24 protein-coding genes and 1 pseudogene are annotated in these 26,816 nt (G+C 71.5%); 8 read left to right on the forward strand and 17 right to left on the reverse strand.

The annotated features are described in order from the left end of the window. Positions 1-37: 37 nt before the first annotated feature. From SSMG_RS24365 to SSMG_RS24400, 8 genes are all read right to left on the reverse strand, one after another. Positions 38-1,957, reverse strand: coding sequence for a penicillin-binding protein 2 (locus SSMG_RS24365; RefSeq protein ID WP_009080390.1), 1,920 nt, complete (start codon positions 1,955-1,957; stop codon positions 38-40). Next, entirely contained in the window at positions 1,957-2,613 is a 657-nt protein-coding gene (locus tag SSMG_RS24370; protein WP_009080391.1) for a hypothetical protein, read from the reverse strand. Before SSMG_RS24370 ends, SSMG_RS24365 begins: the two co-directional genes overlap by 1 nt. Next, entirely contained in the window at positions 2,610-3,566 is a 957-nt protein-coding gene (rsmH, locus tag SSMG_RS24375) for a 16S rRNA (cytosine(1402)-N(4))-methyltransferase RsmH (protein ID WP_009080392.1), read from the reverse strand. The genes SSMG_RS24370 and rsmH overlap by 4 nt, the downstream gene beginning before the upstream one ends. Before the next feature lie 191 nt (positions 3,567-3,757). Continuing rightward, positions 3,758-4,189 (reverse strand): division/cell wall cluster transcriptional repressor MraZ, encoded by a 432-nt coding sequence (mraZ, locus tag SSMG_RS24380; RefSeq protein ID WP_009080393.1) that lies wholly within the window; start codon positions 4,187-4,189, stop codon positions 3,758-3,760. A 499-nt stretch (positions 4,190-4,688) separates the two neighbouring features. After that, a complete protein-coding gene (locus SSMG_RS24385; protein WP_037714684.1) occupies positions 4,689-5,387 on the reverse strand; it encodes an ESX secretion-associated protein EspG in 699 nt (232 codons plus the stop codon). Then, entirely contained in the window at positions 5,384-5,965 is a 582-nt protein-coding gene (locus tag SSMG_RS24390; protein ID WP_037714690.1) for a PPE domain-containing protein, read from the reverse strand. The genes SSMG_RS24385 and SSMG_RS24390 overlap by 4 nt, the downstream gene beginning before the upstream one ends. A 21-nt stretch (positions 5,966-5,986) precedes the next feature. Then, on the reverse strand, positions 5,987-6,523 hold the full coding sequence (locus SSMG_RS24395) for a DUF3558 family protein (RefSeq protein WP_009080395.1): 537 nt from the start codon (positions 6,521-6,523) through the stop codon (positions 5,987-5,989). After that, positions 6,516-6,881, reverse strand: a complete 366-nt coding sequence (locus SSMG_RS24400) for a hypothetical protein (protein WP_037717878.1) — start codon at positions 6,879-6,881, stop codon at positions 6,516-6,518. Before SSMG_RS24400 ends, SSMG_RS24395 begins: the two co-directional genes overlap by 8 nt. A 357-nt stretch (positions 6,882-7,238) precedes the next feature. Here SSMG_RS24400 and SSMG_RS24405 point away from each other — a divergent pair, with 357 nt between their 5' ends. From SSMG_RS24405 to SSMG_RS24415, 4 genes are read left to right on the forward strand one after another with little or no spacing between them, the layout of a single operon-like run. Beyond that, positions 7,239-8,210 (forward strand): MoxR family ATPase, encoded by a 972-nt coding sequence (locus tag SSMG_RS24405; RefSeq protein ID WP_078561154.1) that lies wholly within the window; start codon positions 7,239-7,241, stop codon positions 8,208-8,210. Positions 8,211-8,244: 34 nt separating this feature from the next. Further along, positions 8,245-9,516 carry a DUF58 domain-containing protein gene (locus SSMG_RS24410; protein WP_037714693.1) on the forward strand — a complete coding sequence of 424 codons (1,272 nt, stop codon included), beginning with the start codon at positions 8,245-8,247 and terminating at the stop codon, positions 9,514-9,516. Between the two features lie 58 nt (positions 9,517-9,574). Next, positions 9,575-10,117: a transglutaminaseTgpA domain-containing protein gene (locus SSMG_RS46355; RefSeq protein WP_199785973.1), complete on the forward strand. Its 543-nt coding sequence runs from the start codon at positions 9,575-9,577 to the stop codon at positions 10,115-10,117. Positions 10,118-10,121: 4 nt separating this feature from the next. Continuing rightward, complete coding sequence (locus SSMG_RS24415; RefSeq protein ID WP_199785974.1) at positions 10,122-12,134, forward strand: transglutaminase domain-containing protein; 2,013 nt, start codon at positions 10,122-10,124, stop codon at positions 12,132-12,134. Between the two features lie 700 nt (positions 12,135-12,834). Here the strand turns inward: SSMG_RS24415 and SSMG_RS24420 are convergent. The 3 genes from SSMG_RS24420 to SSMG_RS24430 all read right to left on the reverse strand — a co-directional run bounded on the left by SSMG_RS24420 (position 12,835) and on the right by SSMG_RS24430 (position 16,187). Further along, positions 12,835-13,236, reverse strand: a complete 402-nt coding sequence (locus tag SSMG_RS24420; protein ID WP_009080401.1) for a DUF3040 domain-containing protein — start codon at positions 13,234-13,236, stop codon at positions 12,835-12,837. An 884-nt stretch (positions 13,237-14,120) separates the two neighbouring features. Further along, the gene (gene dinB / locus SSMG_RS24425; RefSeq protein WP_009080403.1) at positions 14,121-15,368 is read right to left on the reverse strand and encodes a DNA polymerase IV; all 1,248 of its coding nucleotides are present in this window, start codon (positions 15,366-15,368) and stop codon (positions 14,121-14,123) included. Positions 15,369-15,461: 93 nt separating this feature from the next. Continuing rightward, positions 15,462-16,187, reverse strand: a complete 726-nt coding sequence (locus SSMG_RS24430) for a methyltransferase domain-containing protein (RefSeq protein ID WP_037714698.1) — start codon at positions 16,185-16,187, stop codon at positions 15,462-15,464. Between the two features lie 112 nt (positions 16,188-16,299). On the opposite strand from SSMG_RS24430, the gene SSMG_RS24435 reads away from it, so the two are divergent. The 4 genes from SSMG_RS24435 to SSMG_RS24450 all read left to right on the forward strand — a co-directional run bounded on the left by SSMG_RS24435 (position 16,300) and on the right by SSMG_RS24450 (position 20,682). Beyond that, positions 16,300-17,151, forward strand: a complete 852-nt coding sequence (locus tag SSMG_RS24435; RefSeq protein ID WP_009080406.1) for a ParA family protein — start codon at positions 16,300-16,302, stop codon at positions 17,149-17,151. A gap of 3 nt (positions 17,152-17,154) precedes the next feature. Further along, entirely contained in the window at positions 17,155-17,973 is an 819-nt protein-coding gene (locus SSMG_RS24440; protein WP_009080407.1) for a DNA-formamidopyrimidine glycosylase family protein, read from the forward strand. Between the two features lie 498 nt (positions 17,974-18,471). Next, positions 18,472-19,044 carry a GNAT family N-acetyltransferase gene (locus SSMG_RS24445; protein ID WP_009080410.1) on the forward strand — a complete coding sequence of 191 codons (573 nt, stop codon included), beginning with the start codon at positions 18,472-18,474 and terminating at the stop codon, positions 19,042-19,044. 603 nt (positions 19,045-19,647) lie between these two features. Continuing rightward, a complete protein-coding gene (locus SSMG_RS24450; RefSeq protein ID WP_009080412.1) occupies positions 19,648-20,682 on the forward strand; it encodes a quinone-dependent dihydroorotate dehydrogenase in 1,035 nt (344 codons plus the stop codon). A gap of 434 nt (positions 20,683-21,116) precedes the next feature. Here SSMG_RS24450 and SSMG_RS24455 read toward each other — a convergent pair whose 3' ends face one another. The 6 genes and pseudogenes from SSMG_RS24455 to pgsA all read right to left on the reverse strand — a co-directional run bounded on the left by SSMG_RS24455 (position 21,117) and on the right by pgsA (position 26,790). After that, positions 21,117-22,418, reverse strand: a complete 1,302-nt coding sequence (locus tag SSMG_RS24455; RefSeq protein WP_009080414.1) for a hypothetical protein — start codon at positions 22,416-22,418, stop codon at positions 21,117-21,119. A 659-nt stretch (positions 22,419-23,077) separates the two neighbouring features. Beyond that, complete coding sequence (locus SSMG_RS24460) at positions 23,078-24,061, reverse strand: hypothetical protein (protein WP_009080416.1); 984 nt, start codon at positions 24,059-24,061, stop codon at positions 23,078-23,080. 34 nt (positions 24,062-24,095) lie between these two features. Then, positions 24,096-24,941 (reverse strand): PspA/IM30 family protein, encoded by an 846-nt coding sequence (locus tag SSMG_RS24465; protein ID WP_009080418.1) that lies wholly within the window; start codon positions 24,939-24,941, stop codon positions 24,096-24,098. 475 nt (positions 24,942-25,416) lie between these two features. Beyond that, a pseudogene (locus tag SSMG_RS47730) lies at positions 25,417-25,644 on the reverse strand (helix-turn-helix domain-containing protein); the annotation flags it as partial. Between the two features lie 100 nt (positions 25,645-25,744). Continuing rightward, positions 25,745-26,209: a CinA family protein gene (locus tag SSMG_RS24475; protein WP_037714700.1), complete on the reverse strand. Its 465-nt coding sequence runs from the start codon at positions 26,207-26,209 to the stop codon at positions 25,745-25,747. Continuing rightward, positions 26,209-26,790, reverse strand: coding sequence for a CDP-diacylglycerol--glycerol-3-phosphate 3-phosphatidyltransferase (pgsA, locus tag SSMG_RS24480; RefSeq protein ID WP_286157063.1), 582 nt, complete (start codon positions 26,788-26,790; stop codon positions 26,209-26,211). Before pgsA ends, SSMG_RS24475 begins: the two co-directional genes overlap by 1 nt. Positions 26,791-26,816 lie beyond the last annotated feature (26 nt).

Here is a 26,816-nt window from a genome sequence, read left to right on the forward strand (position 1 = left end):
TCCCCTCACGGACCTGCGAGTTGGGAAGGCGCGGCGGTCAGCCGACGACGAGCGGCACCACCGGCGACGGCCCGTCGGACAGCGGAATCTGGTACCGCTGCGACAGGTACGACGCGATCGAGTGGAACAGCGGGCCCGCGGAATGCCCGATGGGCAACGTGGTGTCCGGCGCGTCGAGCCGGATGCCGACGACGAACCGCGGGTGGTCGGCGGGCAGGATCCCGGCGAAGGTGATGTTCGCCAGGCTCGAGCTGTACGCCTTGGTGCGCGGGTCGATCTGCTGGCCGGTGCCGGTCTTGCCGGAGACCTGGTAGCCCTCCAGCCCGGCCGACGGCGCGGTGCCCGCGTTCGGGCTCTTCGCGTTCTGCACCACCGCGCGCAGCATGTCCCGCACCGTTTTCGCGGTTTCCGGGCTCACCACGCGCTCGGTCTTCGGCGGCGCTTCCGGCGTCACGGTGCCGTCCGGGTTCTTCTTCGCCTTCACGATCCGCGGTTCGACGCGCAGGCCGTCGTTCGCGATCGCCTGGTACATCCCGGCCATCTGCACGACGGTCATCGAAAGGCCCTGCCCGATCGGCAGGTTGCCGAACGTGGACGCCGACCAGTCCTTGCGCGGCGGCACGTAGCCGGAGCTCTCGCCGGGAAGGCCGATGCCGGTCTTCTGCCCGATGCCGAATTTCTTCAGCAGTTCCAGGTACCGGTCCGGGCCGACCTGCTGGGCCAGTTCCAGCGTGCCGACGTTGGAGGATTTCGCGAACACGCCGGTGGTGGTGAAGGTCTGCGTTCCGTGCGACCACGCGTCGTGCACCGTCCGGTCGGCGACCTTGATCGAGCCCGGCACCTCCAGCGTCGAGGTGGGTGTGGCGATCTTGTCGTCGATCGCCGCGGTCGCGGTGACCACCTTGTTCACCGAACCGGGTTCGTACGGCGTGGTGACCGGCCGGTTGTTCAGCAGGTCGGGCTTGATCGTGGACGGGTCGTTCGGGTTGAACGTGCTGGAGTCGGCGAGCGCGTAAACCTCGGCCGTCTTCGCGTCCATGATGACCGCCTGGCCGCCCTTGGCGTTCGCCTTCGCGACGTAGTCGCTCAGCTGGCGCTGCAGTTCGAACTGCAGGTCGGAATCTATGGTCAGCTGGAGATCGGAGCCCGGGACGGCGGCGGTGAGCACGTGCTCGGTGCCCGGCAGGTACAGATTGTCGTTGCCGTTCTGGGTGTTCACGATCTCGCGGCCGGGCGTGCCCGCCAGGTCCGCGTCGCGCGATTTCTCCAGCCCGACCACGCCGTGCAGGTTGTGCTTCGACACGTCGGGGTCGTCCATCCGCCAGTTCGACAGGCCGACGATGTTCGACGCGAGCGTGTCGCCCGGGTACTCGCGCTTGGCGCGCTTCTCCACGCTGATCCACGCGTACTTCTTGACGATCTGGTCGGCCACCGACGGCTCGACGTTGTCGACGAGGTAGGTGAAGGACTGCTGTTTGTGCAGCAGCGCCAGCTGTTCGGCCTCCGTCGTCAGGTGCGGGACCTTCTGCGCGATCAGCTTCGCCGCGCCGGCGACCTCGGTTTCGAAGTTGCGGCCCTTGTCCGGGTACTTCTTCGCGTACTCGTCCATCGACTTGTGCAGCGCGCGCAGATTCACCGACAGCGTGCGGGTTTCCACGCTGAACGCCAGCTTCGAGCCATTGCGGTCCACAATGGACCCGCGCTGCGCCGGGATGTCGATGGTGAGCGTGCGCTGGCGTTCGGCCGCCGCGGACAGCGTGGGCGCCTCGAACCACTGCACCTGCACCAGTTTCGCGCCCGCCACCACCATCAGCACCACGAGCATGATGCGCACCGCGGAAAACCGGCTGCGCTGTCCGCCGTTGCCCCGTTTCGCGACCGCGCGGCGGGTGCCCGCGGCGTAAGTCCGCCGTGCGCTGCCCGCCGCCCGGGAACGGCTGCTGCCGCCTGCCGCCATCACTGCCCTCCCGCGGTCCCCGCGGGCGTGCCCGACAGGTCGCCTTCGATTCCGCCCTCCGGCGGAGCGGCCGGCTGCTGCGCCGGTGGCGCGACCGCGTCCTGCTCGTCCGGCTGGGCCTTCTTCGGTTCGCCGACGACGGTCGTCTTGCCGTCCTTGCCGACCACGATGCGCGCCGGGTCGCCGCCGGGCACCATGCCCAGCTGCTTGGCCGCGGGCGCGAGAGACGCCGGGGACTGGGCCTTCGCGACCTCGCGCTCCAGCCGGTCCTTCGTCTCCATCAGCGAAGCGTTGTCCGTGCGCAGTTTTTCGAGCCGGTACGAATCGGCGATCGCCTGCGTGGTGAACCACAGCGTCGCGGCGACCCCGACCGCCAGCAGCCCCATCATCACGAGCACGAACGACGCCCGCGACCGAGGCCAGCGCAGCCGCAGCCGCGTGCGGACGGTCTTCGTCTCGACGGTTTCCGGTTGCGCGACCGGCTTTTTCGGCGCGCGCTGCCGCAGCAGGTCGGCGCGCTGCGCCCGCCGGGCGTACGCGCGCTCGGCCGCCGTGGTGCGCCGCCGTGCCGGGGATTCCGTCTCGGTGACGGTGTTCCGCGGTGCCCGCTCCGCAGCGGTCGACGACGAGCGGCGGGACTTCGTAGGTGCGGTCATCGCGGCTCTCCGATCCGTTGTGCTGCGCGCAGCCGCACCGAGGCGGCCCGCGGGTTGTGCTCGATCTCGCTCTCGCCGGCTTTCTCCGCTCCCCGGGTGAGGAGCTTCAGTTCCGGCCCGTGCCCGGGCAGTTCGACCGGAAGCCCTTCCGGCGTCCGGGATTTCGCCCGTTCCGCGAGCGCCTGCTTGACCAGCCGGTCCTCGAGGGACTGGTAGGACTCGACGACGATCCGGCCGTTCATCGCCAGCGTGCCCAGCGCCGCGGGCATCGCCCGGCGCAGCACTTCCAGCTCGCCGTTGACCTCGATCCGCAGCGCCTGGAAGGTGCGCTTCGCCGGATGCCCGCCGGTGCGCCTGCTCGCCGCGGGCACCGCGGAGTAGAGCAGTTCGACCAGCCTGCCGCTGCGGGTGAACGGTTCCTTCTCGCGTTCCGCCACGACGGCGCGCACGATCCGCTGCGCGAAGCGTTCCTCGCCGTAGTCGCGCAGGATCCGGATCAGCTCGCCGGGCGCGTAGGTGTTGAGCACGTCGGCCGCGGTGAACCCGGTGGTCGGGTCCATCCGCATGTCCAGCGGCGCGTCCTGCGAGTAGGCGAACCCGCGTTCGGCGCGGTCGAGCTGCATCGAGGAGACGCCGAGGTCGAACAGGATTCCGTCCACTCGGGACAGTCCCAGTCCGGACACCGCTTCGGGAAGTCCGTCGTAGACAGTGTGGACCAGATCGACGCGGTCGCCGTGCCGCGCGAGCCGCTCCGCGGAGCGCTCGAGCGCGGCCGGATCGCGGTCGAGGCCGATCAGCCGGAGCCGGGGGAACGCGGAAAGCAGCGCGTCGGAATGTCCGCCGAGGCCCACGGTCGCGTCGACCAGGACGGCGTCGCGGTCGGCCAGCGCGGGGGCGAACAGCTCGACGATGCGGTCCAGCAGCACCGGAACGTGCTCGGCCGAGTCCGTCATGTCTCCCCCTTTCTGCCGCGTGCGTAACCGGGGAAGATGCGGCGGATGCCGTCAGGTCCCTGCCCGCCCGCTTGCTGACCTGGCACCGGGGAAGGTGCGCCAGGGTCAAAGAGCGGACAGAGGCCTCACGGCATCCGCGTCGAACGGCGTACCCGCGTCCCCCGACGACACAGGTGCGCCCGGGGCGCCTCCTAGAAGACGCCCGGCAGTACTTCCTCCCGAGCCTGTGCGTAGCTGTCCTCGTGTTCGTCCAGGTAGCCCTGCCACGCCTGGGCGTCCCAGATCTCGAGCCGGGTGATCGCGCCGATCACCACGCACTCCTTGTTGAGCCCCGCGTACCGACGCAGCTCCGGCGCGATGGCGACGCGCCCTTGCCCGTCCGGACGCTGCTCGTCCGTCCCGGCGAACAGGTAGCGCTGGTAGGCCCGCACCGCCTCGTTCGTGAACGGGGCTTCGGCGACCTTCCTGGCCATCTGCTCGAACTCGGCACGGGGGAAGACGAAGAGGCAGTGGTCCTGCCCCTTGGTGACCATCAGCCCGCCGGCCAAGGCTTCGCGGAACTTCGCGGGCAGCGTGAGCCGCCCTTTGTCGTCCAGCTTCGGGGTGTGGGTGCCGAGGAACACCGGCCTCCACCTCCCTACCGGATCCGGTTGGCTCCCCGCCCGGTTCCGGCTCGGGGGCTCCCTTCCGCCCCACTGCGCACCACCGTACCCCACTTTTCACCACAGTCAACGCGTCCCGCGGCCGTGCCACTCCGTCGGGTGGTGCGTTTGCGCAGGTCACGGAGGTGGGTCCAGGTGGGGGCCGGGTGGGGGGACCGTGGCGAAGATCCCCCGCACCGGGGTTTCTCGCAACCTCGGAAGGTCTGAAACGTCCGCGTTTCGGCAGCGTGGGGACCCGAAGTGGGGGCTGGTGGGGGAACCGGTGGGGGCCGGTGGGGACGCGGGTGGAGCGCGGTGGGGGAACCGCGGCGGGGCCTGGTGGGGGCAGGGCGGGGAGCCGTCGCGCCACCTCGGACGGGCACCGTGGGGCGGGGTGGGGACCGATGCGCCAGGTCGGGTGGGGCCGGGTGGGGGCCCGGGTGGGGGCGAGTGGAGAACCGTCCGCTTCAGAGCGCGGGGGTCAGCGGGGCACCAGCTCCATGACCCGCTCGGCCAGCCGCGGGCTGTCCACCGGGGACACCGTCACCCACTCCTGTCCGCCGCGCCCCGGCGAGCACACCGCCGAATACGCCCCGGCGTCGGTGTCGAACCACGTCAGTCCGCCTGCCCTGACGAGCTTGCCCGCCCGGTCGCGGACGTGGACGGTGAACTGGCCCGCCGCGTACACCGGCCGGGACTGGATCGCCCGCAGCTCCTCCCCCTGCGCGCCGCCGGGCGGCTCGCCCGTCGCGGGCAGCCGGACGCCGTAGCCGGGACCGGCCGAGAGTTCGGGCAGCACGTCGACGATCGCCGAGGCCAGCTCGCTTTCGCCGATGCCGCGCACGCCGATCGTCCGCGCCGGCTGCACGGCCAGCACGGCGGCGCGTCCCCGGAGCGCGGCGACCGCGCGGAACGGTTCGTCGGCCGTCATGTCGGCGAGCGCCTCGCATTCCACGTACCGCTCCGCGGACGCCAGCACGCGCAGGCTGTTCTCGAGGCCGGCGTCGAGCCTGCCGTCGAAGAGGCCGCGTTCGCCGAGGTTGCGGTAGACCTCCGCGCGGATCGCGGACCGGTCGGCGTCGGTCTCCCCCACGCTGCGCACCGCCAGCGGCGCGGGCGGGGCGGCGAGGCCGAGGTCGGCCCAGACGATGTCGAACGCGGATGCCGACAGGCTGATCAAGCCGGCCCCGCGCCCAGCGGCGGGACCGCGGGGAACTCGCCTTCGGGCAGGAGCCCGCGCAGCGCGGTGTCCCGGGTGCGCAGGACGTCGATCGCCTTCTGCCGGGCGGCCTCGGCTTCGGCGCGCCGCCGGTCCATCGCCGACGAGAGCCCGGCCAGTTGCACCAGGCTCCCGCTCGCGGCGGCGGAACGGATCATCGCCGCCGGGTCGAAGTCCACCGGCGCGGGCATGTCCGCGCGCGCCCGGGCGGCGACCTCGGCCTGTCCCTGGACGGCTTCCCCGACTTTCGCCGACACCACCGACGTTTCGGCGAGCCAGCCGGAAGCCTTGCCGAGCACCTTCCGCATCGCGTCGCCCGCGTCGCCCTGCCAGGTTTCCTCGCTGCCCGCGGACAACGCGACGAGCCCGCCGATCGAGTCCTCGAGCCGTTGCGCCAGCCCGGCCCACCGGGCGCCCGATTCGCCGGCCGCGGCCGGGTCGTTGCCGTCGACCGCCTGCGCGGCCAGCGCCGCGTGGCTGAACGCTTCGTACCGGACCGCCGGCTCGGGGGCCGGGGACTCAGCCGGGGTGTCGGTCACGACTTTCCTCCTCGCACGGGTTCACGGCAGCTTCGGCTCGAGCAGTCCGGCCACGTCGCCCGCCCGCGAGCAGGCGAGCGCGGAGTCGGCGAAGTTCGCGTTGGTCACGTCGACCTGGACGCTCTGCGCGCCGCCGACGTCGAGCAGCACCGCGCACGCGCCGCGGGGGCGGGACACCTGCACCGCCTGGTGCGAACCGACGTCCTTCTTGGTGCGCTTGCCGTCGGAGAGGTCGAGGTTGGCCAGGCCGTTGGTCTCGTCGAGGGTGACGGTGACGCCGAAGGTCGAGGGCACCGTCCAGTCGCAGGCGCGCGCCTCGCCGATCGTCTTGGGCTTGCCCTGCCCGGTGAGCCCGGCCGACGACCGGTCCTGCGGCGAGAGCAGCGTGCACGGGTCGAGCTTGGCCAGCGACGGGGCCGAGGACGTCGGAGGCGGCGGACCTCCGTCGGCGGGGGCGGCGTGGGAGATGCCCGGCATGCGGCCGCATGAAACCACCGACAGCACAGCGAGTCCGACGGGAAGAAGGAGTGCGGCACGCGCCGCGCGACGGTCAGCCACCGGTGCAGTCCACGCCCTCGGCGGCCTCGCCGTCCTGGTCGCGGTATTTCTCCAGCGCGCCGCCGATGCGTTGCTTGAGCCCGGCGATTTCCTTGCCGAACGCGGTGAGCCGGTCGACCGCCGAGCCGTCGCGGCCGAGGCCGTACTTCGCCATGAACGCGCCGACCTCGCCGGCGTACCCGCCGCCCAGCGGCACCGACCGGCCGAGCACCGCGGCCTCGCGGACCATCTCGCCGACGACGTCCTGCAGTTCGCCGAGCTTCGCGTACGTCGCGGACGCCAGTTCGGGCGTGACCGCGAACCGGCCGCCGGACAGTCCCGGGAGCCCGGCTTTCCGTTCCGCCTCGGCCTCGCTCATGCGCGGATGCACCTCTTCCGACGTCGAACCGTGGTCGGGCGACTTCGTTTCGGAGCATACGACAGTGCATACGGTCAGCGGGATCACCTGAAAATGCCTCATAATCACCCGTAAGAAGGAGCACTGGGGTGGCTGGGCGTCACCATGAAACGATCTCGGGGTTCCGCCGCCCAGTTCTCCCGGGTTTGACACACTGGGGAGAACGCTGGACAGGCGCGCATCCCCGCCGGTTCCCGTCCAGCTATTGCGCCACCAGGAGGTCGAGTGACGTCGAGAATCCAGTCCGCTTCCCCCGCCGGAGGTCACGGCAACGGGTCCGGGCAGCCGCCGTACCCGGCGGTCGAGTCCGCGGACGGGCTGGCTCAGGTCCCGGCGGCCGGGCTCGGCGAACTGCACGACACCGCGCGCCGGATCGCCGCGAACGTGGAGCGCGTCCTCGTCGGCAAGCCGGACGTCATCCGGATCGCGCTGGTGACCCTCCTGGCCGAGGGTCACCTGCTCGTCGAGGACGTCCCGGGCGTCGGCAAAACCTCGCTCGCCAAGGCGCTCGCGCGCTCGATCGACTGCACCGTCAGCCGCGTGCAGTTCACGCCCGACCTGCTGCCCAGCGACGTCACCGGCGTCTCCATCTACAACCGGCAGACCGGCGAGTTCGAGTTCCGGCCCGGCCCGGTGTTCGCGAACATCGTGGTCGGCGACGAGATCAACCGGGCCTCGCCGAAGACGCAGTCCGCGCTGCTGGAGTGCATGGAGGAGCACCAGGTCACGGTCGACACGAGCACGTACACGCTCGGCGCGCCGTTCATGGTGATCGCGACGCAGAACCCGATCGAGATGGAGGGCACCTACGCGCTGCCCGAGGCCCAGCGCGACCGGTTCACCGCGCGGGTGTCCATCGGCTACCCCGACCAGCAGGCCGAACTGGCCATGGTCGACGAGCATTCCGGGCACAACCCGCTCGCGGACCTGACCCCGGTGTCCGACGGCGAGACGATGCTGCGGCTGATCGAGACCGTCCGCGGCGTGCACATCGCGCCGGAGGTCCGCCGGTACGCCGTCGACGTCGTGTCGGCGACCCGGCAGGTGCCGGAGATCCGGCTCGGCGCGTCGCCGCGCGCGACGCTGCACCTGGTCCGGGCCGCGCGGGCGCAGGCCGCGCTGTCCGGGCGCGACTACGTGGTGCCCGACGACCTGCACACGGTCGCGGTCCCCGTGCTGGCGCACCGGCTGGTGCTCACCACCGAGGCGCACGCCGCCCGCCGTTCGGCGACCGACGTGGTCCGCGCGGTGCTGCACCGCGTCCCCGTCCCCCAGGGCTCGGCCCGCTGAGGCGCGTCCCGCTACCCGAAACAGGGGAATCCGCATGCTGCGCGCGCTTTCCGGCCTCACCACCCGAGGCCGCTGCCTCCTCGCCGCCGGGATCGCGGCCGCGGTGTGCTCGCTGGTGCTCAACGAACGCGACCTGCTCCGCGTCGCGGTCTTCGTGGTCGCCCTGCCGCTGCTGGTCGCCGCCTACATCTCGGCCACCCGGCTGCGCCTCGGCGCGGCGCGTTCGCTGCGCCCGGACCGGGTCGCGGCGGGCTCGACCGGCGAGGTCGACCTGGAACTGTGGCGCAGCGGACGGCTGCCCGGCGGCGAGGTGCTGCTGGAGGACGGCGTGCCGTACGCGCTGGGCTCCCGCCCGCGCTTCGTGGTCGAGCGGCTGCCGCACGACCGGCGAGTGCTGCTGCGGTATCCGCTGCGGCCGGGCATGCGCGGGATCCAGCAGGTCGGGCCCCTGCGCGCGACGATCACCGACCCGTTCGGGCTGTGCGAGTTCGAACGGGAGCTGATCGGTCATTCGCGCCTGGTCGTCGTCCCGCGCGTGGTGCCGCTGTGGGGTCTTCCCGGCGGCGCCGGGGCCGGGGCGGGCGACGACGGAAGCGTCCGGCTGCATTCCGGGCAGGGCGAGCCGGACGTGATCGTGCGGCACTACCGCACCGGCGACGACATGCGGAAGGTCCACTGGCGCTCGACCGCGCGCCGGGACGAGATCATGGTCCGCATCGAGGAACGTCCGTGGCGCGGCGGCACGACAGTACTGCTGGACCACCGCGCGGCCGCGCACCACGGCAGCGGCCCGGCGGCGAGCCTGGAGTGGGCGGTGTCGTTCGCCGCGTCGGTGTCGTTGCATCTGCGGCGGACCGGGCACCGGGTCCGGCTGGTGACCGAACACGGCGTCTCGCTGGCCGACTCGCCCGCCGACGGCGGCGAGGGCTACGACAACCTGGTCCTCGACGCGCTGGCCGCGCTTCAGCCGGCGCACCAGCGAGACGTGACGCTCGGCCACGATCCGGCCGAAGGACAGGAACTGATCGCGATCCTGGGCACGGTGAGCGCGGAATCGGTGCACGAGCTGACGCGGTACCGGGCGCGCGGCGTCCGCAGCCTCGCCGTTCTCCTGGACACCCCGGCCTGGGCGGGCTCGGCCTCGCCGGACCACCTCGCCGCGGCGACCGAGGAGTCGGCGGAACTGCTGCGCGGGGCCGGATGGGGCGTTGTGGTGGCCGGTCCGCAGACGCCGATGCCCGAGGTGTGGGGGCTGCTGTGCCGCGCGGGCACCCACCGGTCGACAGTGATCGGCGGGACGCGATGAACCCGGCCGCCACCGTCGTGCGCGGCCGGGATCGCGCACGAGCACGCAGGGGGAACCGATGACCACCACTGCTCCCCGGCCGTCCGGTGCGCCGCCGATCCCGCACACGCCCACGCCGCAGCCGGCCGATCCCCCGCCCGCGTGGCGGAGCAGCGTCCTGCCGCCGATAGCCGCCGGGCTCGCGACGCTGTGCGCGGCCACGTCGCTGACCAGCGTCGTCTCCGGCTGGGCGTGGTTCGGGTACCTGTTCGTGGCCGTCGTGCTGGTCGCGGGCACCGGGCTGGCGCTGCGGTCGCTGCGCGCGCCGACGGTCGTCGCCGGGTTCGGGCAGCTGCTCGTGCTGCTGTTCCTGATCACCGGGGCGTTCACGACGCAGGGTGTGCTCACGATCTTCCCTGGCCCCACCGCCTTCGGCGAGCTGCGGGCGACGCTCGCCGCCGCGGCCGAGCAGATCCGGACCGGCCTGCCGCCGGTCGACAGCACGCAGCCGATCCTGTGCCTGGTCACGATCGCGATCGGCCTGGTCGCGGTACTGGTCGACACGCTCGCCGTCGCCGCCGCGGCGCCCGCGGCGACCGGCCTGGTGCTGCTCTGCGTGTAAAACGGTGCCCGCGGCGCTGTCGGACGAGCTGATGCCGTGGTGGACGTTCGTGCTCGGGGCGGGCGCCTTCGCGTGCTTGCTCGCCCTGGACGGCAACCACCGGCATCGCCGCTGGCGCAACCGCGACGCCCCCGGGTCCGGCGGCACGCTGCGGCTCTTGCAAGCCCCGGTCGCCGTGGTCAGCTCCGCGATCGTGCTCGGCCTGCTCGGCGGCGGGATCACCATGGTCGGGACCGTCGGCAAGATCCCGTTCGGCTCCGGCCCGGGCGGCGACGGCGACGGGACCGGCGGCTTCGGCATCGCGCCGTTCACGCAGCTGCGCGGCCTGCTCGACCAGGGCCAGAACACCGAATTGTTCCAGGTCCGCGGCCTCGGCCCGGACCGGCGGCTGCTGCGCGCGTTCACTTTGGACACCTACACCCCGAACAAGGGCTGGGGCCTGCGCGCCGGCGGCCAGGCGCAGACCGGCGTGCTGGCGAACAGCACGCTGCCCGCCGCGCCCGGCGACGACGGCACCGGAGTGTCGCGGCAGATCCAGATCCAGCCGACGCGGTGGGTCGACAACTGGCTCCCCGTTTACGGCGCCCCGCGCGCGCTCCGGGGCGTGCCGCCGCAGTGGCTGTACGACCGGGTCAGCGGCTCGGTGTTCACCACGACGAGCGAACCCGCTCCGTCCTATGTGGAAACCGCGTCGCTCAAGGAGCCGACCGCCGCCGAACTGCGCGAAGCCGCGCCGAAATCCGACGAGGTCCCCGCGCTGTACACGCGGATCGGGCAGGTCGACCGGCGCGTCACGGCGCTGACCGAGCAGCTCACCGCGGGCAAGTCGAACAACTTCGACCGGGCCACCGCGCTGTGGCAGTACTTCAGCGCGCAGAACGGTTTCGTCTACGACACGAAGACCGCCGACGCCACCGACGCCGACGCGCTCGCCGACTTCATCCTCAAGGGAAAACGGGGCTACTGCGAGCAATACGCGTCGGCGATGGCCGTGATGCTGCGGGTCGCGCACATCCCCGCGCGCGTCGCGATCGGCTTCACCCCCGGCGTTTCCAAGGGCGACTACCAGTCGATCAGCTCGCAGGACGCGCACGCGTGGGTCGAGGCGTACTTCGGGGACAAGGGCTGGGTCAGCTTCGACCCGACCCCGCTCGCCGACGGCCGCGGCATCGTCCCGCCGTATCTGCAGCAGAACACCCAGAACCCGCAACAGCCCAACGCGACCGACGACCTGCCGACGGCCCCGCGTTCGGCCGCCCCGTCCGCCGGCGCGCCGACCGACAAGACCCACGACCAGGCGACGCCCGCCGCCCCCGCCGACACCACCCCCGACGACAGCTGGCTCACCTGGCTGGCTTTGGCTCTGGCCGTCCTGGGCGTCGCCGCCGTCGCCACGTCGTACTTCCTGCGCCGCCGCCCCCGTCCCGGCATGGCCCCGGCGGGCGTGCCGCCGGGTGCCACGCCGGACGGCGACGTGCTGGTCAGAAACGCGGTCGCCGCCCCGACCTCGTTGCACCTGGCCGCGTTGTGGCTTCCGCTGACCGGAGCCGTCCTGCTGGTCGCCGCGCTCGGCCTGCTGGCCGGAACGGTGTCGTGGTGGTTCGCCGCGATCGTGGTCGTGATCCTGGCCGCGATCGGAGGCCCGGCCGCGATCCGGGACCTGGTGCGCCGCCGCCATCTCCAGACCATCGCGACCCACTCTCCCGGCGCCGCCGACGCCGCGTGGCGCGAACTGAAAGCGGAGTGCGCGGACCGGGACCTGCCGATCTCCGACAGCGACACGGTCCGCGTGGCCGGCGGGAAGATCGCCGAACGCCACCGCCTGGACGAGCCCGGGCGGGAGGCGTTGCGCACTGTGCTGGGCGCGGTGGAGCGCAGCTGGTACAGCGACGAGGCCACCCCGGACGCGGCACTGGAGCCCGCTTTTGGACAGCTGCGGGAAAGCCTGCGCCGGACCGCGCCGTTGTCTCTGCGGGGACGGTTGTTCCCGCGATCGGTACTTCGCCGACGACGGTGAGCCTTGGCTGGAGTTGATGTCTGAACCCGCGCGGTGCCTTGGTGACGCGTTAACTCGCGCCTCGCGGTGGTTGCGGGCGGCGGTTCGCCGCCCCAAACCGTCGCGATCGCTGCCGCACCTACGGGCCGCTCCAGCGACCCGTCCGGCCGCCACGACTTCAGCGGCCAGCCCCGAACCAGCACCTCGGCACGACTGCCGCCCTCACCCGATCCGATAGCGCGTTCAGTCCACCACCCGGCAACGGCGCGCGTCTCGGGACACGACCAGTTGCCCCGGCCGAGCACAGCTCCACAACGCCCAGTCCGTTCCGAACCGGCACCTCGCCACTCGGCACCTCGCCACGATTCCGGCGCAATGTCGCCTCAGCCCACCGCCGTCGCCTCGCCACAGCGCACGCCTCGGAACGCGACCAGTTCCCCAGCCGTCACGACACCCGCTGCCCGACCTCACCTCGTCCGGTGCCGCATTCAGCCCATCGGCTGTCGCGCGGCACCAATGCATGGCTCGGAGCAAACCGGTTCCCCGGCCGAGCATCCCGAACCGGGCGAGCGCACGCGACGCGGGTCAGCCGCGCGTCAAGCGCGACTCAGCCGCACCACCGGGAATCAGGCGTCCGTGTCCCGCCAAGCGGTGCAGTCCGTGCCCGCGCACGAGAATCCGCGCTCCGCCCCGAGGGGAGAAGCGCGGATTCGCCGTCGTGCTATTGGCCTTCGAAGCGCTGGCGGAAACGTTCCTCCATGCGCTGTGTGAAGGAGCTCTTGCGGCCGGTCGGCTTCCCACCGCCTCCGTCGTCATGGCTGTCCTTGCCGCCGCTGTCGCTGTGGCGCAGCGACGTCACGGCCATCATGACCCCGAAGAACATCACGAGGAACCCGAGCACGCTGACCACCGGCACGTCGGCGACCCGCAACACCGGGATCACCACGCCGAGCACCAGCAGCGCAACGCCCACCACGAACAGGGCGATCCCCTGGATGCGCCGACGGCGCGCGGGTCGGCGCAACCGGGTGCCGCGCACCGTGGATGCGAACTTGGGGTCCTCGGCATAGAGCTCGCGCTCGATCTGGTCGAGCAGCCGCTGCTCATGCTCGGAGAGTGGCATCTTTCCTCCTCCGGCACAGCTGTCGCGGGCGCCGGGCCGCGCAACGTCCTGGACCCAACAGCCAACCCCAGGCGGGGTGGCACTGTCCAGGATACGAGCCCCGCGCTCGTCCGACTACCCGATCCCCGATCCTGAAATGATCGAATCGGGGGAAATCCCGCACAATGCGGGTTGACACTGCGTCACCGCGACGGAAGTCACCCCCTTCGGCGCAGTCCAGGCGGCCGCGCCGCCCCGTCTGCCTCCCCCGCGCGGGGTCCCTCGTGACGGAGAGAAACCGTCCTCGCGCCGACCACCCGCCCTGCCGACGCCCTTGCCGGGACGATCTTCCGCCGATCGATACCCTCCGCCATTCCTTCACCCGAAGACCTTCGAGATCGCCAGTTCCCCACCACCTGAACACCCCGAAGCACGCTGACTCAGCGCGACCGCCGAACCCCTATCGCAGGACCCGCCCGACCCCCTTTGCGCCGGTGCCGACTCTCGCCGATCCGGCCATCCCGGTGAATTGCCCACCAACCCGCCGCAGCGGACAAATCCGGCTGGGAGGTCCATCCGAGGCGGTTCCGAGAGACGCCCCGGACAGCGAACGACCGGCCGATCAGACGGAGCGACCCGGCCCCATCCCGCTCGCCGCTGCCAATCCGGCCGCCTGGACGCTAGACCGGCATCGACCACCCGTGAGCGGACCCACCAGCCCCGCCCCTGACGTGCGCAGCCACTGCCAGCCCGCACACCTGCACTGCCAGGCTGGCGTCGGCCAACCCCCTCGAGGACCCATGGGCTTCGCCCGCCTTGCGCCAGCGACGCTCTCGGCAACGTGGCCGCCGACGGCGGCGCTCCGAGACCAAACCTCGCTCTTCCTCCAGCAGCTCCCCGCGCCTTCACTCCCCCCGAGGGGAAAGCAGCGAAGCGGGCCGAATAGCCGCCGAGCCGAACTTCAGTCTCGCCACATCCGCGGCCACCTCCGCGTCCCGCCAGCGCGGCTCGTCGTTCTCGAACGACAGCTGCTCCCCGTCGTCGCCGGTGTCGAGTCCTTCGACTCGCACCCCGATCAGCCGGACCGCTCCCGTCGGCGCGTGTTCGGTCAGCAGCTCGACCGCCGTGCGGTGGATGTCGCGGGCCACGTCGGTCGCCGAGAGGACCGTGCGGGCCCGGGTGATCGTGCGGAAATCGGCGAACCGCACCTTGATCGACACCGTTCTCCCGCGCAGCCCGCGCGAGCGGAGCGTCGCTCCGACCCGTTCGGACAGACGCAGCAGTTCCACGCTCAGCTCGCCGCGATCCAGGACGTCGACGTCGAAGGTGTGCTCGGCCCCGATCGACTTCTCCGCCGACTCCGGTTCCACCGCCCGGTCGTCGTGGCCGTTCGCCAAGGCCCACAGGTGGTCCCCGGCCGCGCGGCCGACCGCGCGCCGCAGCCGGGCGGGCGGGGTGGCGGCGATGTCCGCGATCGTGTGCCAGCCGTGTTGGCGCAGCTGTTCCTCGGTCCGCTTCCCGACGCCCCACAGCGCCGACACCGGCAGCGGATGCAGGAACTCGAGCGTCTCGGCCGCGGGGACGATCACCATCCCGTCGGGCTTGGCCATCCCCGAAGCCAGTTTCGCCACGAATTTGACCTTCGCGACCCCGACCGAGCACGAGATCCCGTGTTCGGCCTGCACGCGTTCCCGGATCCGCGCCCCCAGCGCGCCCGGAGTGCTCCCCAGCCGCCGCAGGGCTCCTCCTACGTCAAGGAAGGCCTCGTCCAGGCTCAGCGGCTCGACCAGCGGCGTCAGCTGCCGGAAAATCCCCATGACGCCGCGCGACACCTCGCCGTACAGCCCGGGCGTCGGCTGGATGCAGACCAGCTGCGGGCAGAGCCGTTTGGCCGTGGCGAACGGCATGGCCGAGCGCACGCCGAAACGCCGCGCCGGATAGCTCGCCGCGGCGACGACCGAGCGCGGGCCGCCGCCGGACACGACGACCGGCTGGCCCGCCAGCTCCGGCCGGGTGCGCAGTTCGCACGACACGAAGAAGGCGTCCATGTCCACGTGCAGAATCGAGCAGCCGGTGTCGTCCGGCAGTTCGGTCGCGCCCGTGGTGACGCGATAGCGGGCCATCCCGCTCGGCAGTTCGGCGTTTCTCCCCACGCCTCCGGACGCTACCCGCCGCCACCGACAATTCCGGGCGTTCGGGTCCCGGCGGCCACGCTTACGGGTGGCGCGGGCCTCGCCGGGAGCGGATCAGGCCCGCCGGGCGATCGCGTGCAACCGGCCCGCGACGTCGCGCAGCGCGGGCACCGCCGAGGCGCTCAGCTCGAACTCGGCCAGCTCGTCCTCGCGGACCCCGCCCGGCACGACGTCCGAGATCACCCGGTCGCCCTGCAGCAGCGTGACCTCCAGGCCGGCGTCCACGAGCGAATCGGTCAGCCCGGCGCTGTCGTACCGGCGCAGCACGGTGTCCCCCGCGACGATGCCGTCCGGGCCTTCCATCAGCTGGCGCGCCTCGGAGATCCGACCGGCCAGCGCGCGATGCAGCACGGCCGCGGTGCGGTTGGCCACCAGCACCGACACCGCACCCCCGGGCGAAACAGCAGTGGCGAGAGCGTCGAGCACCGCGCGCGGGTCGTCCACGACCTCCAGCAGGCCGTGCGCCAGCACCAGGTCCGCGGACCCGGCCGCGACGTGCGCGCTGAGCGCGTCGGAGTCGTCCGCGATCACCGTGATGCTGCCGGAGACGCCCTCTTCCTCGGCGCGGCGGCGCAGCGTCGCGAGCGCGTTCGGGTTCGGTTCGACCACGGTGACCAGGCATCCGGCCGAGGCGAACGGCACCGCCCAGCCGCCGCTCCCGCCGCCGACGTCGACGACGACCGGCTGCTCCACGCCGCGGGCGCGGGCGGCCCGCAGTTCGGCCTCGAGCGCCCGGCGAACAGCGCCCGAACCCCGGGCGGCCACGGTGTCGGTCTTCATGGCCGACAGGGTAATGGCCGCCGGTCACTTGCCGTGACCCGCGTGGGCGCCGCAGCGGCGTTCGCCACCTTCCGGGCTACCGCCCCGGCGCGCGGCCCGTAGGCTGTATCGAGTGCACACGGTCGCCGTTCTCAGCCTCAAGGGTGGTGTCGGCAAAACGACGGTCGCGCTCGGTATCGCGTCGGCCGCGCTGCGTAGGGGAACCCGCACGCTCGTAGCCGACCTCGACCCGCAGGGCAACGCCACCACCTCGCTCGACCCGCCGTTCACCGACGCGACGCTCGCCGACGTGCTCGAGACGCCCGCGCGGGCCGTCCTCGAACGCGCGATCGCGCCCAGCGTCTGGAGCGAGGAGATCGACGTGCTGGTCGGCGCCGAGGAGCTGGAGTCGCTCAACGAACCCGAGTCCGACGGCCGCCGCCTGGAGAACCTTTCCCGCGCGCTCGACGAGCTGCATCAGCATCCGTTGCGTGAGGACCCGTACGAACTGGCGATCATCGACTGCCCGCCGTCGCTCGGCCGACTCACCAAATCGGCGCTCGTGGCGGCCGACAGCGCACTGATTGTGACCGAACCCACAATGTACGCGGTCGCCGGAGCCCAGCGCGCGCTCGAAGCGATCGAACGGATCCGCGAGGACAGCAATCCGTCGCTGCGGCCGATCGGCGTGCTGGTGAACAAGCTGCGCGTGCGGTCCTACGAGCACCAGTTCCGGGTCGCGGAACTGCGCGAGAACTTCGGTTCGCTGGTGATGCCGACGGCGATCCCGGACCGGCTCGCGGTGCAGCAGGCCCAGGGCGCGTGCAGCCCGATCCACGAATGGCATTCCCCTGGCGCACAGGAGATCGCGCTGACGTTCAACATGGTTCTCGCCAAAATCCTGCGCTCCAACCGCGCCGGACGGCACCGCGTGCGCGCCGAGGAGGAAGCGGTGCAGGCGGAAGTGTCGGAAACCGCGGGCTGACCCGTGCCCGAGGGCGACACCGTATTCCTCGCCGGAAAGCTGCTCGACCGCGCGCTCGCCGGGAAAACGCTGGTGCGCGGGGAGTTCCGGCACCCCGAACTGGCCACTGTGGACCTCGCGGGCCGGGAGGTGCACGGCGTCGGCACCGTCGGCAAGCATCTCTTCACGCGCTTCTCCGGCGACCTCACGCTGCACAGCCACCTGAAGATGGACGGCTCGTGGAAGATCCAGGCCGCGGGCGCGAAGTGGGCGATGCCCGCGCATCACGCGCGCGTCGTGCTGATGACCGAGGACGTCCAGGCCGTCGGTTTCCGGCTGCACGACCTGAAACTGCTGCCCACCGCCGAGGAACACACCCTCGTCGACCATCTCGGACCGGACCTGCTGGATCCACAGTGGACGGACGAGCACGCCGCGCTGGCCGCGGCCAACCTCTCCGCGAAACCCGAACGCGAACTCGGCGACGCACTGCTGGACCAGCGTGTCATGGCCGGCGTCGGCAACCTGTACAAATGCGAGATCTCGTTCCTGCTAGGGGTTTCCCCGTGGACCCCAGTGTCCGAAGTGGACCCCGCACGCGCGGTGGCACTAGCCCGGAAACTGCTGGTGGCGAACGCGTGGCGACACGAACAAGCCACCACCGGCGACCTCCGCCGCGGCCGCCGCACCTGGGTCTACGAACGCACCCGCCAAGGCTGCTTCCGCTGCGGCGGCCGGTTGCTGGTGCGCCAGCAGGGCGACGGCCAGTACCAGCGCCCGACCTGGTGCTGCCCGCGCTGCCAGCCCGGCCCCGTCCCCGCCGATGGACCGCCGCGCAAATGATGTTGCCGGACAGGGAGGTTCGCGGTTAGCGTGGCAGTACACGAGAGAGGAGGTGGTCCTAAGTTGTATTCACACAGGACTCGTGAGGTGGCTGTCCGCTAGCGGATGGCGCGTGTTGGGACTTTGAGCAGCGATACAGCAAGAGCCACCTTCGGCTCATCGCCTGCTTCACGTGCTGCCTGCTGACGAATACCAGGCAGTCACCGGGTTCCCGGGGTTCTCGAGCACCGGTCCGGCTCGAGCCTGGACGCTGACGGCGTCCAGGAGGCGCCCCGGGAATTTCCATGCCCGCTTCGGTGTCGCGGCGGGGGTTTTCGCTCTCGGCGAGCACCCGCGGTGGTTCCTTCGGACCGCACCGTGTGCAGCAGAGCCTTTCCACTCTCGGCGGGCACCACGACGGTTCCTCCGGACCCGCGCCACATCACAGCAGCGCCCTTCCGCGCTCAGCGATCACCGCGGCGGTTCCTCCGGACCGGGAGAAGTCGCTAGGCTTGGAGGATGCTCAGGCCGGACTATCCGATCAGCACCGAACGCCTGCTCCTCCGCCCGTTCCGGGACGACGATCTCGATGCCCTGAACTCGTTCCAGTCGCGCGCGGACGTCGTCCGCTACCTGTACTGGGGACCGCGCAGCCGTGCGGAATCCGCGGCCGCGCTGGCGAAGCGCGTCCACAGCTCGACGCTGTCGGAGGAGGGCCAGTTCCTGGCCGTCGCCGTGGAACTCGCCGAAACCGGGCAGCTGATCGGCGATCTCAACCTCGAATACCTCAGCGCCGAACACCGCCAAGGCGAGATCGGCTTCGTCTTCCACCCCGACCACCACGGAAAAGGCCTGGCACTGGAAGCGACCAGGGAAGTCCTGCGGCTGGGCTTCGAAGACCTGGGACTGCACCGCATCATCGGCCGCTGCGACGGACGCAACACCGCGTCGGCGGCGTTGATGGAGCGTCTGGGCATGCGGCAGGAAGCGCGTCTGCGGGAAAACGAGATCGTCAAGGGCGAGTGGACCGACGAATTGGTCTACGCCATGTTGGAAGACGAGTGGAAGGCCGGAGCCGCCCGGAGGAACTGATCTCACCGGCATGCGGTCGAGTCGTGCGTGGGATTTTCGGCGCACCGGCCGGGCCCTGGCTTACCAGGCCGACACCCCGGCTTCGGGACGCGCCGACTGACGCCGTGAGGGCCACCTTCACGGACTCAGAGTCCCTCAGGGTTCCCCTCACGGCGCGCCAGTGCCCCGTGAAGAACCCTTCACGACACCGCCGAGATGCACCCAATGTGGCATTGGGTGCATCTGACGCACCCAATGTGGCGTTCGGTGCATCCCACGCACCCAATGCCACATTGGGGCGCTACCAGCGCACACCGCCCCACTCAAAGCAGCAACACCAGAGCCGCGCAACAAACCGCCGCCGACGCACCCAACCCCCGGGGGCACCCACCCCTCCCCCAACCCCGATACAAAGCCTCCCTGCGGTTCGGGGGTGCTTGTCAAGGCATCTTTCCCGCCTTGACAAGCACCCCCGAACCGTCAGCACAATCGGCTCTCGGGGTGCCCCACGCAACCAAGGCGCAGCAATGTCGCCCCCAGGGCGACGAGCCGCCAGCCCCCCAACGCGACCCAAACCACACCAACCCAGATCCACCCCACCCACCCCACCGCAGATACGGCAGCATGGACGACGTGCTCTTCGACAGGATCGTCCGCCCAGCGATGTACCGGCTCGCCTACCACGACCCCGAGGTAGTGCACGAACGCACGGTCACCCTCCTGAGCCGAGCCGGAACCGCCCTCCGCCCGATCTCGAAGCTGTACCGGACGAACGATCCCGCCCACGTCCTGGGCCTGACCTTCCCCAACCGCATCGGCCTGGCCGCGGGCATGGACAAAAACGGCCGCGCCCTCCACGCCTGGCCCGCCCTGGGCTTCGGCTTCGTCGAGGTCGGCACGGTCACCCGCCACCCCCAGCCGGGCAACCCCAAACCTCGTCTCTACAGCCTCCCGGCGACCGACGCGGTCATCAACCGCATGGGCTTCAACAACGAAGGAGCCCAAGCACTGGCCGACCGCCTGGCCGCGCACGGGAAACCCGCGGTCCCGCTGGGAATCAGCATCGGCAAGTCGAAGGTGACGCCGCTGGACGAGGCAGTCGAGGACTACCGCTTCTCCCTCCGCGCCCTGCACCCCTACGCGGACTACTTCGCGATCAACGTCAGCTCCCCCAACACCCCCGGCCTCCGCGCGCTGCAAGACAAAGCCGCGCTGGCTGAACTCCTCGCCGAACTCCGCAAGACGGGTGCCGAACTGGGCGGCAACACTCCCCTGCTGGTGAAGGTAGCCCCCGACCTCACCGACGACGCCCTCGCCGAACTCCTGGAAGTCTGCCTGGACCACGGCGTCGCCGGAATCATCGCGACCAACACGACCCTCTCCCGCGAAGGCATCGCCCCCTCCGAAGCCGCACTGGCGTCGGAAACCGGCGGACTCTCCGGCCGTCCGCTGACCAAACGCTCGGCCGAGGTCGTGCGCTTCGTCCACGAGAAGACCGAAGGCAAGCTGCCCATCATCGGCGTAGGCGGCATCCTCGGCCCGGACGACGCCCGCCGCATGCTCGACGCCGGAGCCAGCCTCGTGCAGATCTACACCGGCTTCGCCCTGCACGGTCCGGGCCTGGTCCGCCGCGTCGGCCGGGGGCTCGCCGCCCGGTAACCGCCGGACGCAGCCGGGGCACCAACCCCGCCCCGCGGCGGAGACTGAGAGACCGGAGCCTGCGTCGGCCGAGAACTCGCCGCGCGGCAACCAGAACCCGCTCGGCACAACCACCCCGAAGCCCGCCGCCAACGGGCGTGCAACCGGCGAACTCGCACGGCCCGACCGCGAATCCGGCCAGTGCAGCGAACCTCCCGGCGGCGAAGATCGAGGGACCGGGGCCCGCGTCGGCCGAGAACTCGCCGCCTGGCAATCAGAACCCTCTCGGCACGACTACCGGCGGCAGGGTCGAAGCCGACGGGCGTTCGAATGGCGAATCCACCCGGAGTCCAGCCCTGCGTCGAAGGCAGCTGAGCCCGGGTCCGACCGCGCGAACCCGGGCTCAGCCATCGGCAGACGACGGTCGTCGCACAAAAACCCCGCCCCTCACCGCCTCAGCCGGGGAATCGCGGACCGCCCGTGCTCGCGAACCGCAAATACCCTCGCCAAGACGCGTACCGGTCCAGACCTTGCCCACCGGCTGCGGCCGCTGGTTCGCACAGCACCGCGAGCGGCGAACTCCCGTCCTCCAACTCGACCCGTCCCAGCACGAACGGTGCGGACAGGCCAGCAGCGAACCGGCCGAAAGCCGCGGGAGACAGTCGCCAGCGTTCGCCGTCCACGGCGGCTGAGCCGGAGATCACGCCGGGTTGTGGCGGAGTGACCCCGTCGAGCAGCACCATCCGGTAGCGCTCCGCGGTCTGGACCAGGCCGCCGAACCGGGCGCCATACAGCTCGTCATGCAACGGCTGGCCGCACAAATGCGCCCCGAACACCACGACCTCGACGCTCTCGCACGGATACGGATCCGGCGACTGTTCGCCGGTCAGCACTGAAGCCAGGTCGATGCCGATCTGGTCCTCGAACGCCCGCGTCACCACAGTGACCCCGTACGGCCGCCGGTCTCCCGGCACGGTCACCGCGGCGAGGTCCAGGGCGTTCAGGGTCGCGTCGTGGACGCCGACGGTCGGCAGGAGGAGCGCGTCCAGATCCGCCAGCAGCGAGCGGGCGGCAACGACGTTTCCGGTCCCGTAGACAGCGCTGACGTCGACTGGAACCAGCACGGCGCCGGAAGCTTCCAGAGACGCCGCGGCGACGTCGAAAGCCCTCCTCGCGGGCAGCGGCAGGCTGGCTTCGGCGGGAATGCCGAGCCGCGGGTGCTGTCCGGCGGCAAGGCGGACGTCGGCGGGCCATTCGCGGACCGCCGGGTCTGCGCCGTCGGGGCCGAGCATCGCGGCGACGGCGCGCTGAGCAGTCGTGAGGCGGTTCGCGGACACCGAAACGGTCGTCCCGGGGACGAGCCCGGGCGTCGGTTTCAGGGTGAGCACCCCGGGCGGGGCGGCGATCTCGCGGGCGGCGGAATCCAGGGCCAGGTCGACGATCTCGAGTCCGACGACCGCGTTTTCCGGGTCCGCGACGGCGGTTCCGAGGACGACCGCGCCGGCGGCGGTCAGGCGCGCGGCCGGGCCTTCGACGTCCGCCGCGCAGACGGTTCCGGCCAGCGGCAGGTCTTCTCCGGCGTGGACGCGTTCGTCGACGGTTTTCGCCTCGACGAGCACTTCCTCCATGGTGCGCACCGAAGCCCAGAGTCCGGGGCGGTCGGCTTTCGCGAGCCGCTCGAACGCGGTGCGGACCCGCTCGTGCGAGCTGGGCGGAGGGACGGGAACAGGATCAGGTTCCGGCGGGAGCGTAGTCACGAGGGCGTCCTTTCCTCGGCGGGATCGGAGGAGTCCACTGTGTACGTCCGGCGCCGCGAACCTCAGCCCGCGACGCCGGGCCTGGCGGGTGCCAACACCGACCTCATGGGAAAAACGTTAAACCGCAGACGTTTCCGTCACCAGCAGGATCGGATTACGCGATTGTTGCGGTGTGCGGGGGAAACTCACGCACCGTCGCGGCCGGACTGTCCCGTTGCGCCGACCGGAAACCCAAACTCGGCCATCAGGACGGCTTTCCCGCCCGGCCGCTGCGCTTCCCGGAGCCGGCGCGAAGCCGAGGGCCCGGACCACATTCACCCCGGGGATCGGGCGTTTCGCGGCGGATTTCCCGGCCGCACGACCGCCGGACGGACCGGATCAGCAGCCCAGCCGAGATTCCGCAACGCCCGCGAGCCGATCCGCCAACGCATCCCGAGGCGCCGCGAACTCACGCGCCCGGACCGCACGACCCGACCACCGGAGCCGAGTCCAGCAGCCCAGCCAACACCCCGCAACGCCACGAGCCGATCCGCCTCGAAACCACGCGACCCGACGATCAGCAGCTCAGCCAACACCCCGCAACGCCGCGAGCCGATCCGCCGACGGCACGGAACCACCGCGAACCCGGACCACCACACGGACCCGGCAACAGCACAGGATCAGCCGAGATCCTTCAACGCCAACGCCAACCCCGCGAGCCGGTCCGTCGCGTCCGTCAGCGCCTCCCGCGACGTGACCATCCCGTCACTGCTCGCGGCCACCGCGCGACCGGCCGCGGCGACCAGGCCGCCGTAGCCTTCGAGGCCGTCGTCGAGTTGTTCGCGCAGCTTCGCGACCGCGGCCTGCAATGCCGGACGTTCGCGTTCCGGCGCGGAATCGCGGCCGCGTTCGATCGCCTGGATCCGGTCGGCCAGGCCACGGAGCGCGCGGGCGGCCTCGTCGGCGGTCGCGCGGGCGTCGGCGACCGAAACCTCCGGAACCGCTGTGGTGCCCAGCGAAGTCGGCACCGACAGCTGCCGCAGGAGTTCGCGCAGCGAAGCTTCCGACTCGGCCAAACGCTCCATCGGTTCGCGCGCGGCCGAACCGGCGGCGGGCAGCGGAGGCGGGCCGCTGGGCGCGGCGGGCAGTTCGACCTTCTTCAGCTCTCGCAACCGCATTCCGGTGCGGACGCTGAACGTGCCGAACACCAGCGTCGCGAAACCGGAGAACACCGCCTGCCCGATTTCCGGACCGGCCATCGCTCCGCCGAGCAGGCCGGTGCCGGCGAGGACGGTGAGGATCCCGAGCAGGATCGTGACCAGCACCCACAACGTGAGCACGCGCGAGGTGCGGCGGATCCGGCGCTGGTGCTTCGCGCTCGGTTCGTTCCAGCGCTGCCATTTCGCGCGAACCTCGGCCACCGCGGGCACCTGCCCGGCGACCGTGGAAAACGCCGCCGACGCCGACGGACGGCGCGGCACCGGCGGCGGGGAAACCGGACCGCGCGGGGTCCGGCCGTTCTGCTGCGGCCTCCCGCCGGCCTCGTCGGCCGGCGGGAAGTACCGCTGCAGCTTTTCCTGGGCGCGCTGGGCGTAGTCGGGCAACCGCTCGATGTGCTTCTCGAGCTTGGCGTTGAACTCGCTGAAGTCCCGCCGCTTGGTCATCCGGTCGCCCCCTGCGCCGCTCGTGCCCGGCCGGTCAGGCCGGGTTCTTGCCCTGTTCCGCCTGGACGCGGGCCTGGATCTCCCGCTGGATGTCGCCCGACGCGGCCGGCTTGGCCGCCGCCGCGCCCGCGCCGCCGTCGGTGACCTGGGCGACCGAATCGCCGCGCATCGACGCGCGGATCTGCTCGAGCCGCGAGTGGCCCGCCATCTGGGTGGCCGACTCCTGGACCTCCATCATGCGGCCCTGCACCGAGTTCTGCGCCAGTTCCGCCGAGCCCAGCGCGGTGGTGTAGCGCTTCTCGATCTTGTCCCGGACCTCTTCCAGCGACGGCGTGTTGCCCGGCGCGGCCAGCTGGCTCATCTGGTTCAGCGACGCGGAGACCTGCTCCTGCATCTTCGCCTGCTCCAGCTGCGACAGCAGCTTCGTGCGCTCGGCCAGCTTCTGCTGCAGCATCGTCGCGTTGCGCTCGACGGCCTGCTTCGCCTGCGTGGCCGCCTGCAGCGACTGGTCGTGCAGCGTCTTGAGGTCTTCGATGCTCTGCTCGGCGGTGACCAGCTGCGCGGCGAAGCTCTCCGCCGCGGTCTCGAACTGCGCCGCCTTCGCCTCGTCGCCCTTGCCGCGCGCCTCGTCGGCGAGCACCAGCGCCTGGCGCGTCGAGGCCTGCAGCTTCTCGACCTCGCCGAGCTGGCGGTTGAGCTTCATCTCCAGCTGCCGCTGGTTGCCGATCACGGAGGCGGCCTGCTGCGTCAGCGCCTGGTGGTTGCGCTGCGCCTCCTCGATGGCCTGCTGGATCTGTACCTTCGGGTCGGCGTGCTCGTCGATCTTCGACGAGAACGCCGCCATCATGTACTTCCAGAACTTCACGAACGGGTTGGCCATCTCCTCCGCCTGCCTTCTTGCGTCCCACGGGCCCTGATTGCTTCGGGGCGGGGCGTCGCTCCCCTAGTCGCACAACGTACCGACCCCGGCGTTGGGTTCCATCGTGTCAGGTCGGCCTCCGCCGTTCCAGGCGACCCCGGGGGAATTCAGGGTCAGCCCTGACCGGCGCCCGGACCCGTCCCCGGGGCCGTCCCCGCGCACGCCGACGGCCCCGGGGAGATCCCCGGGGCCGGGCAGCGAAACAGCGCCGGCGTTACGCCGCGATCGTGGACGCGAGCTTCGGCGCGCCGATCGTGGTCCGCAACGTCGTGTTCATCCGCGGCGCGGGCTGGAGCCGCAGGTCGGAGAGGTCGTCGCCGATCAGCTCCGACACCAGGCGGCCGCCTTCGAACCCGGCCTCGCCGCGGTCGGGCACCGTCTGGTTCGCCGCGGTCTCCACCTCTTCGACCGGCGCGACCTCGACCTTGTCGAGGGCCGACACGTCGGCGGCGACCTTGTGCAGCAGCTCGCCGAGCGGCAGCTCCAGCGCCTCGCAAATGGACGCCAGCAGCTCGCTGGAAGCTTCCTTCTGGCCGCGCTCGACCTCGGACAGGTAGCCGAGGCTCACCCGGGCGGCGCGGGAGATGTCACGCAGCGTCCGACGCTGGTTGGTGCGGGCATGACGGAGCCGATCACCGATCGCCTCGCGCAACAGCACGGTCATCACGCGCCTCCCTTCCCGAACTGGTGCCTCCTACGTTACCCAGAGCGGTACCCCGAGTGCAGGACTTGACACGTACGTACGCCAAGGGCGAACGCCGTTTTCAGTCTAGTTGTTCCCCGAGCAGCGCGAACGCGGCTCGCACCGAGGCGGTCCGGATCGTGTCCCGGTCGCCGGTTTCGGCCAGCTCACGCACCGTGTCCACGCCCGGTCCGCTGAGCCCGACGTACACCGTTCCCGGGGCCGCGCCGTCCTGCGGATCCGGCCCGGCGACGCCGGTCAGGCCGAGCCCCCATGTCGCGCCGCACCGCTCCCGCGCGCCCCTGGCCAGCTGCGCGGCGACCTCCGGGTGCACCGCGCCGTGTTCGGCCAGCACCTGTTCGTCGACCCCGGCGAGCACGGCCTTCAGCTCTGTGGCGTAGACCACCAAACCGCCGCGCAGCACCGCGCTCGCGCCCGGCACCTGGGCGAGCGTGGCGCAGACGAGACCGGCCGTGAGCGACTCCGCCGCGGCCACGGTTTCCCCCCGGCGGGTGAGGGTCGCGACCAGATCGCGCGCTTCGGTCATCACGCGCCCATCGCGCGTCGCCCGGCCGCGCGCAGCCGGACCGCGCGGATCAGGTAATCGACGCCGGTGACCACGGTCAGCGCCACCGCGACGCCCATCAGCGCCCAGCGCACCGGGTCCGCTCCGGACGGCAGCGGCAGCAGGTAGGTGACGATCGCGATGATCTGCGCCATCGTCTTCGCCTTGCCGCCGCGGCTGGCCGGGATCACGCCGTGCCGGATCACCCAGAACCGCAGCAGCGTCACGCCGATCTCGCGCACCGCGATCACGATCGTGACCCACCAGGACAGCTCCCCCAGCGCGCTGAGCCCGATCAGCGCGGCGCCGATGAGCGCCTTGTCCGCGATCGGGTCGGCGATCTTGCCGAAGTCGGTGATGAGCCCGTAGCGGCGGGCGACCCACCCGTCGACCTGGTCGGTCGCGGACGCGACGGCGAACAGCCCGGTGGCGATCGCGCGCCAGGTCGTGTCCTCGCCGTGGCCGGTGAACAGCGCGACGACGAACAGCGGGACCAGGACGAGCCGCGAGATGGTGAGCAGGTTCGCCAGGTTCAGCGTCGGGACCTCGGTCGGCTCGGGCAGCCGGTCCCCGCCCTCGGACGCGGCGC

The organism is Streptomyces sp. AA4, assembly GCF_000158875.1.
Classification (GTDB): Bacteria; Actinomycetota; Actinomycetes; order Mycobacteriales; family Pseudonocardiaceae; genus Amycolatopsis.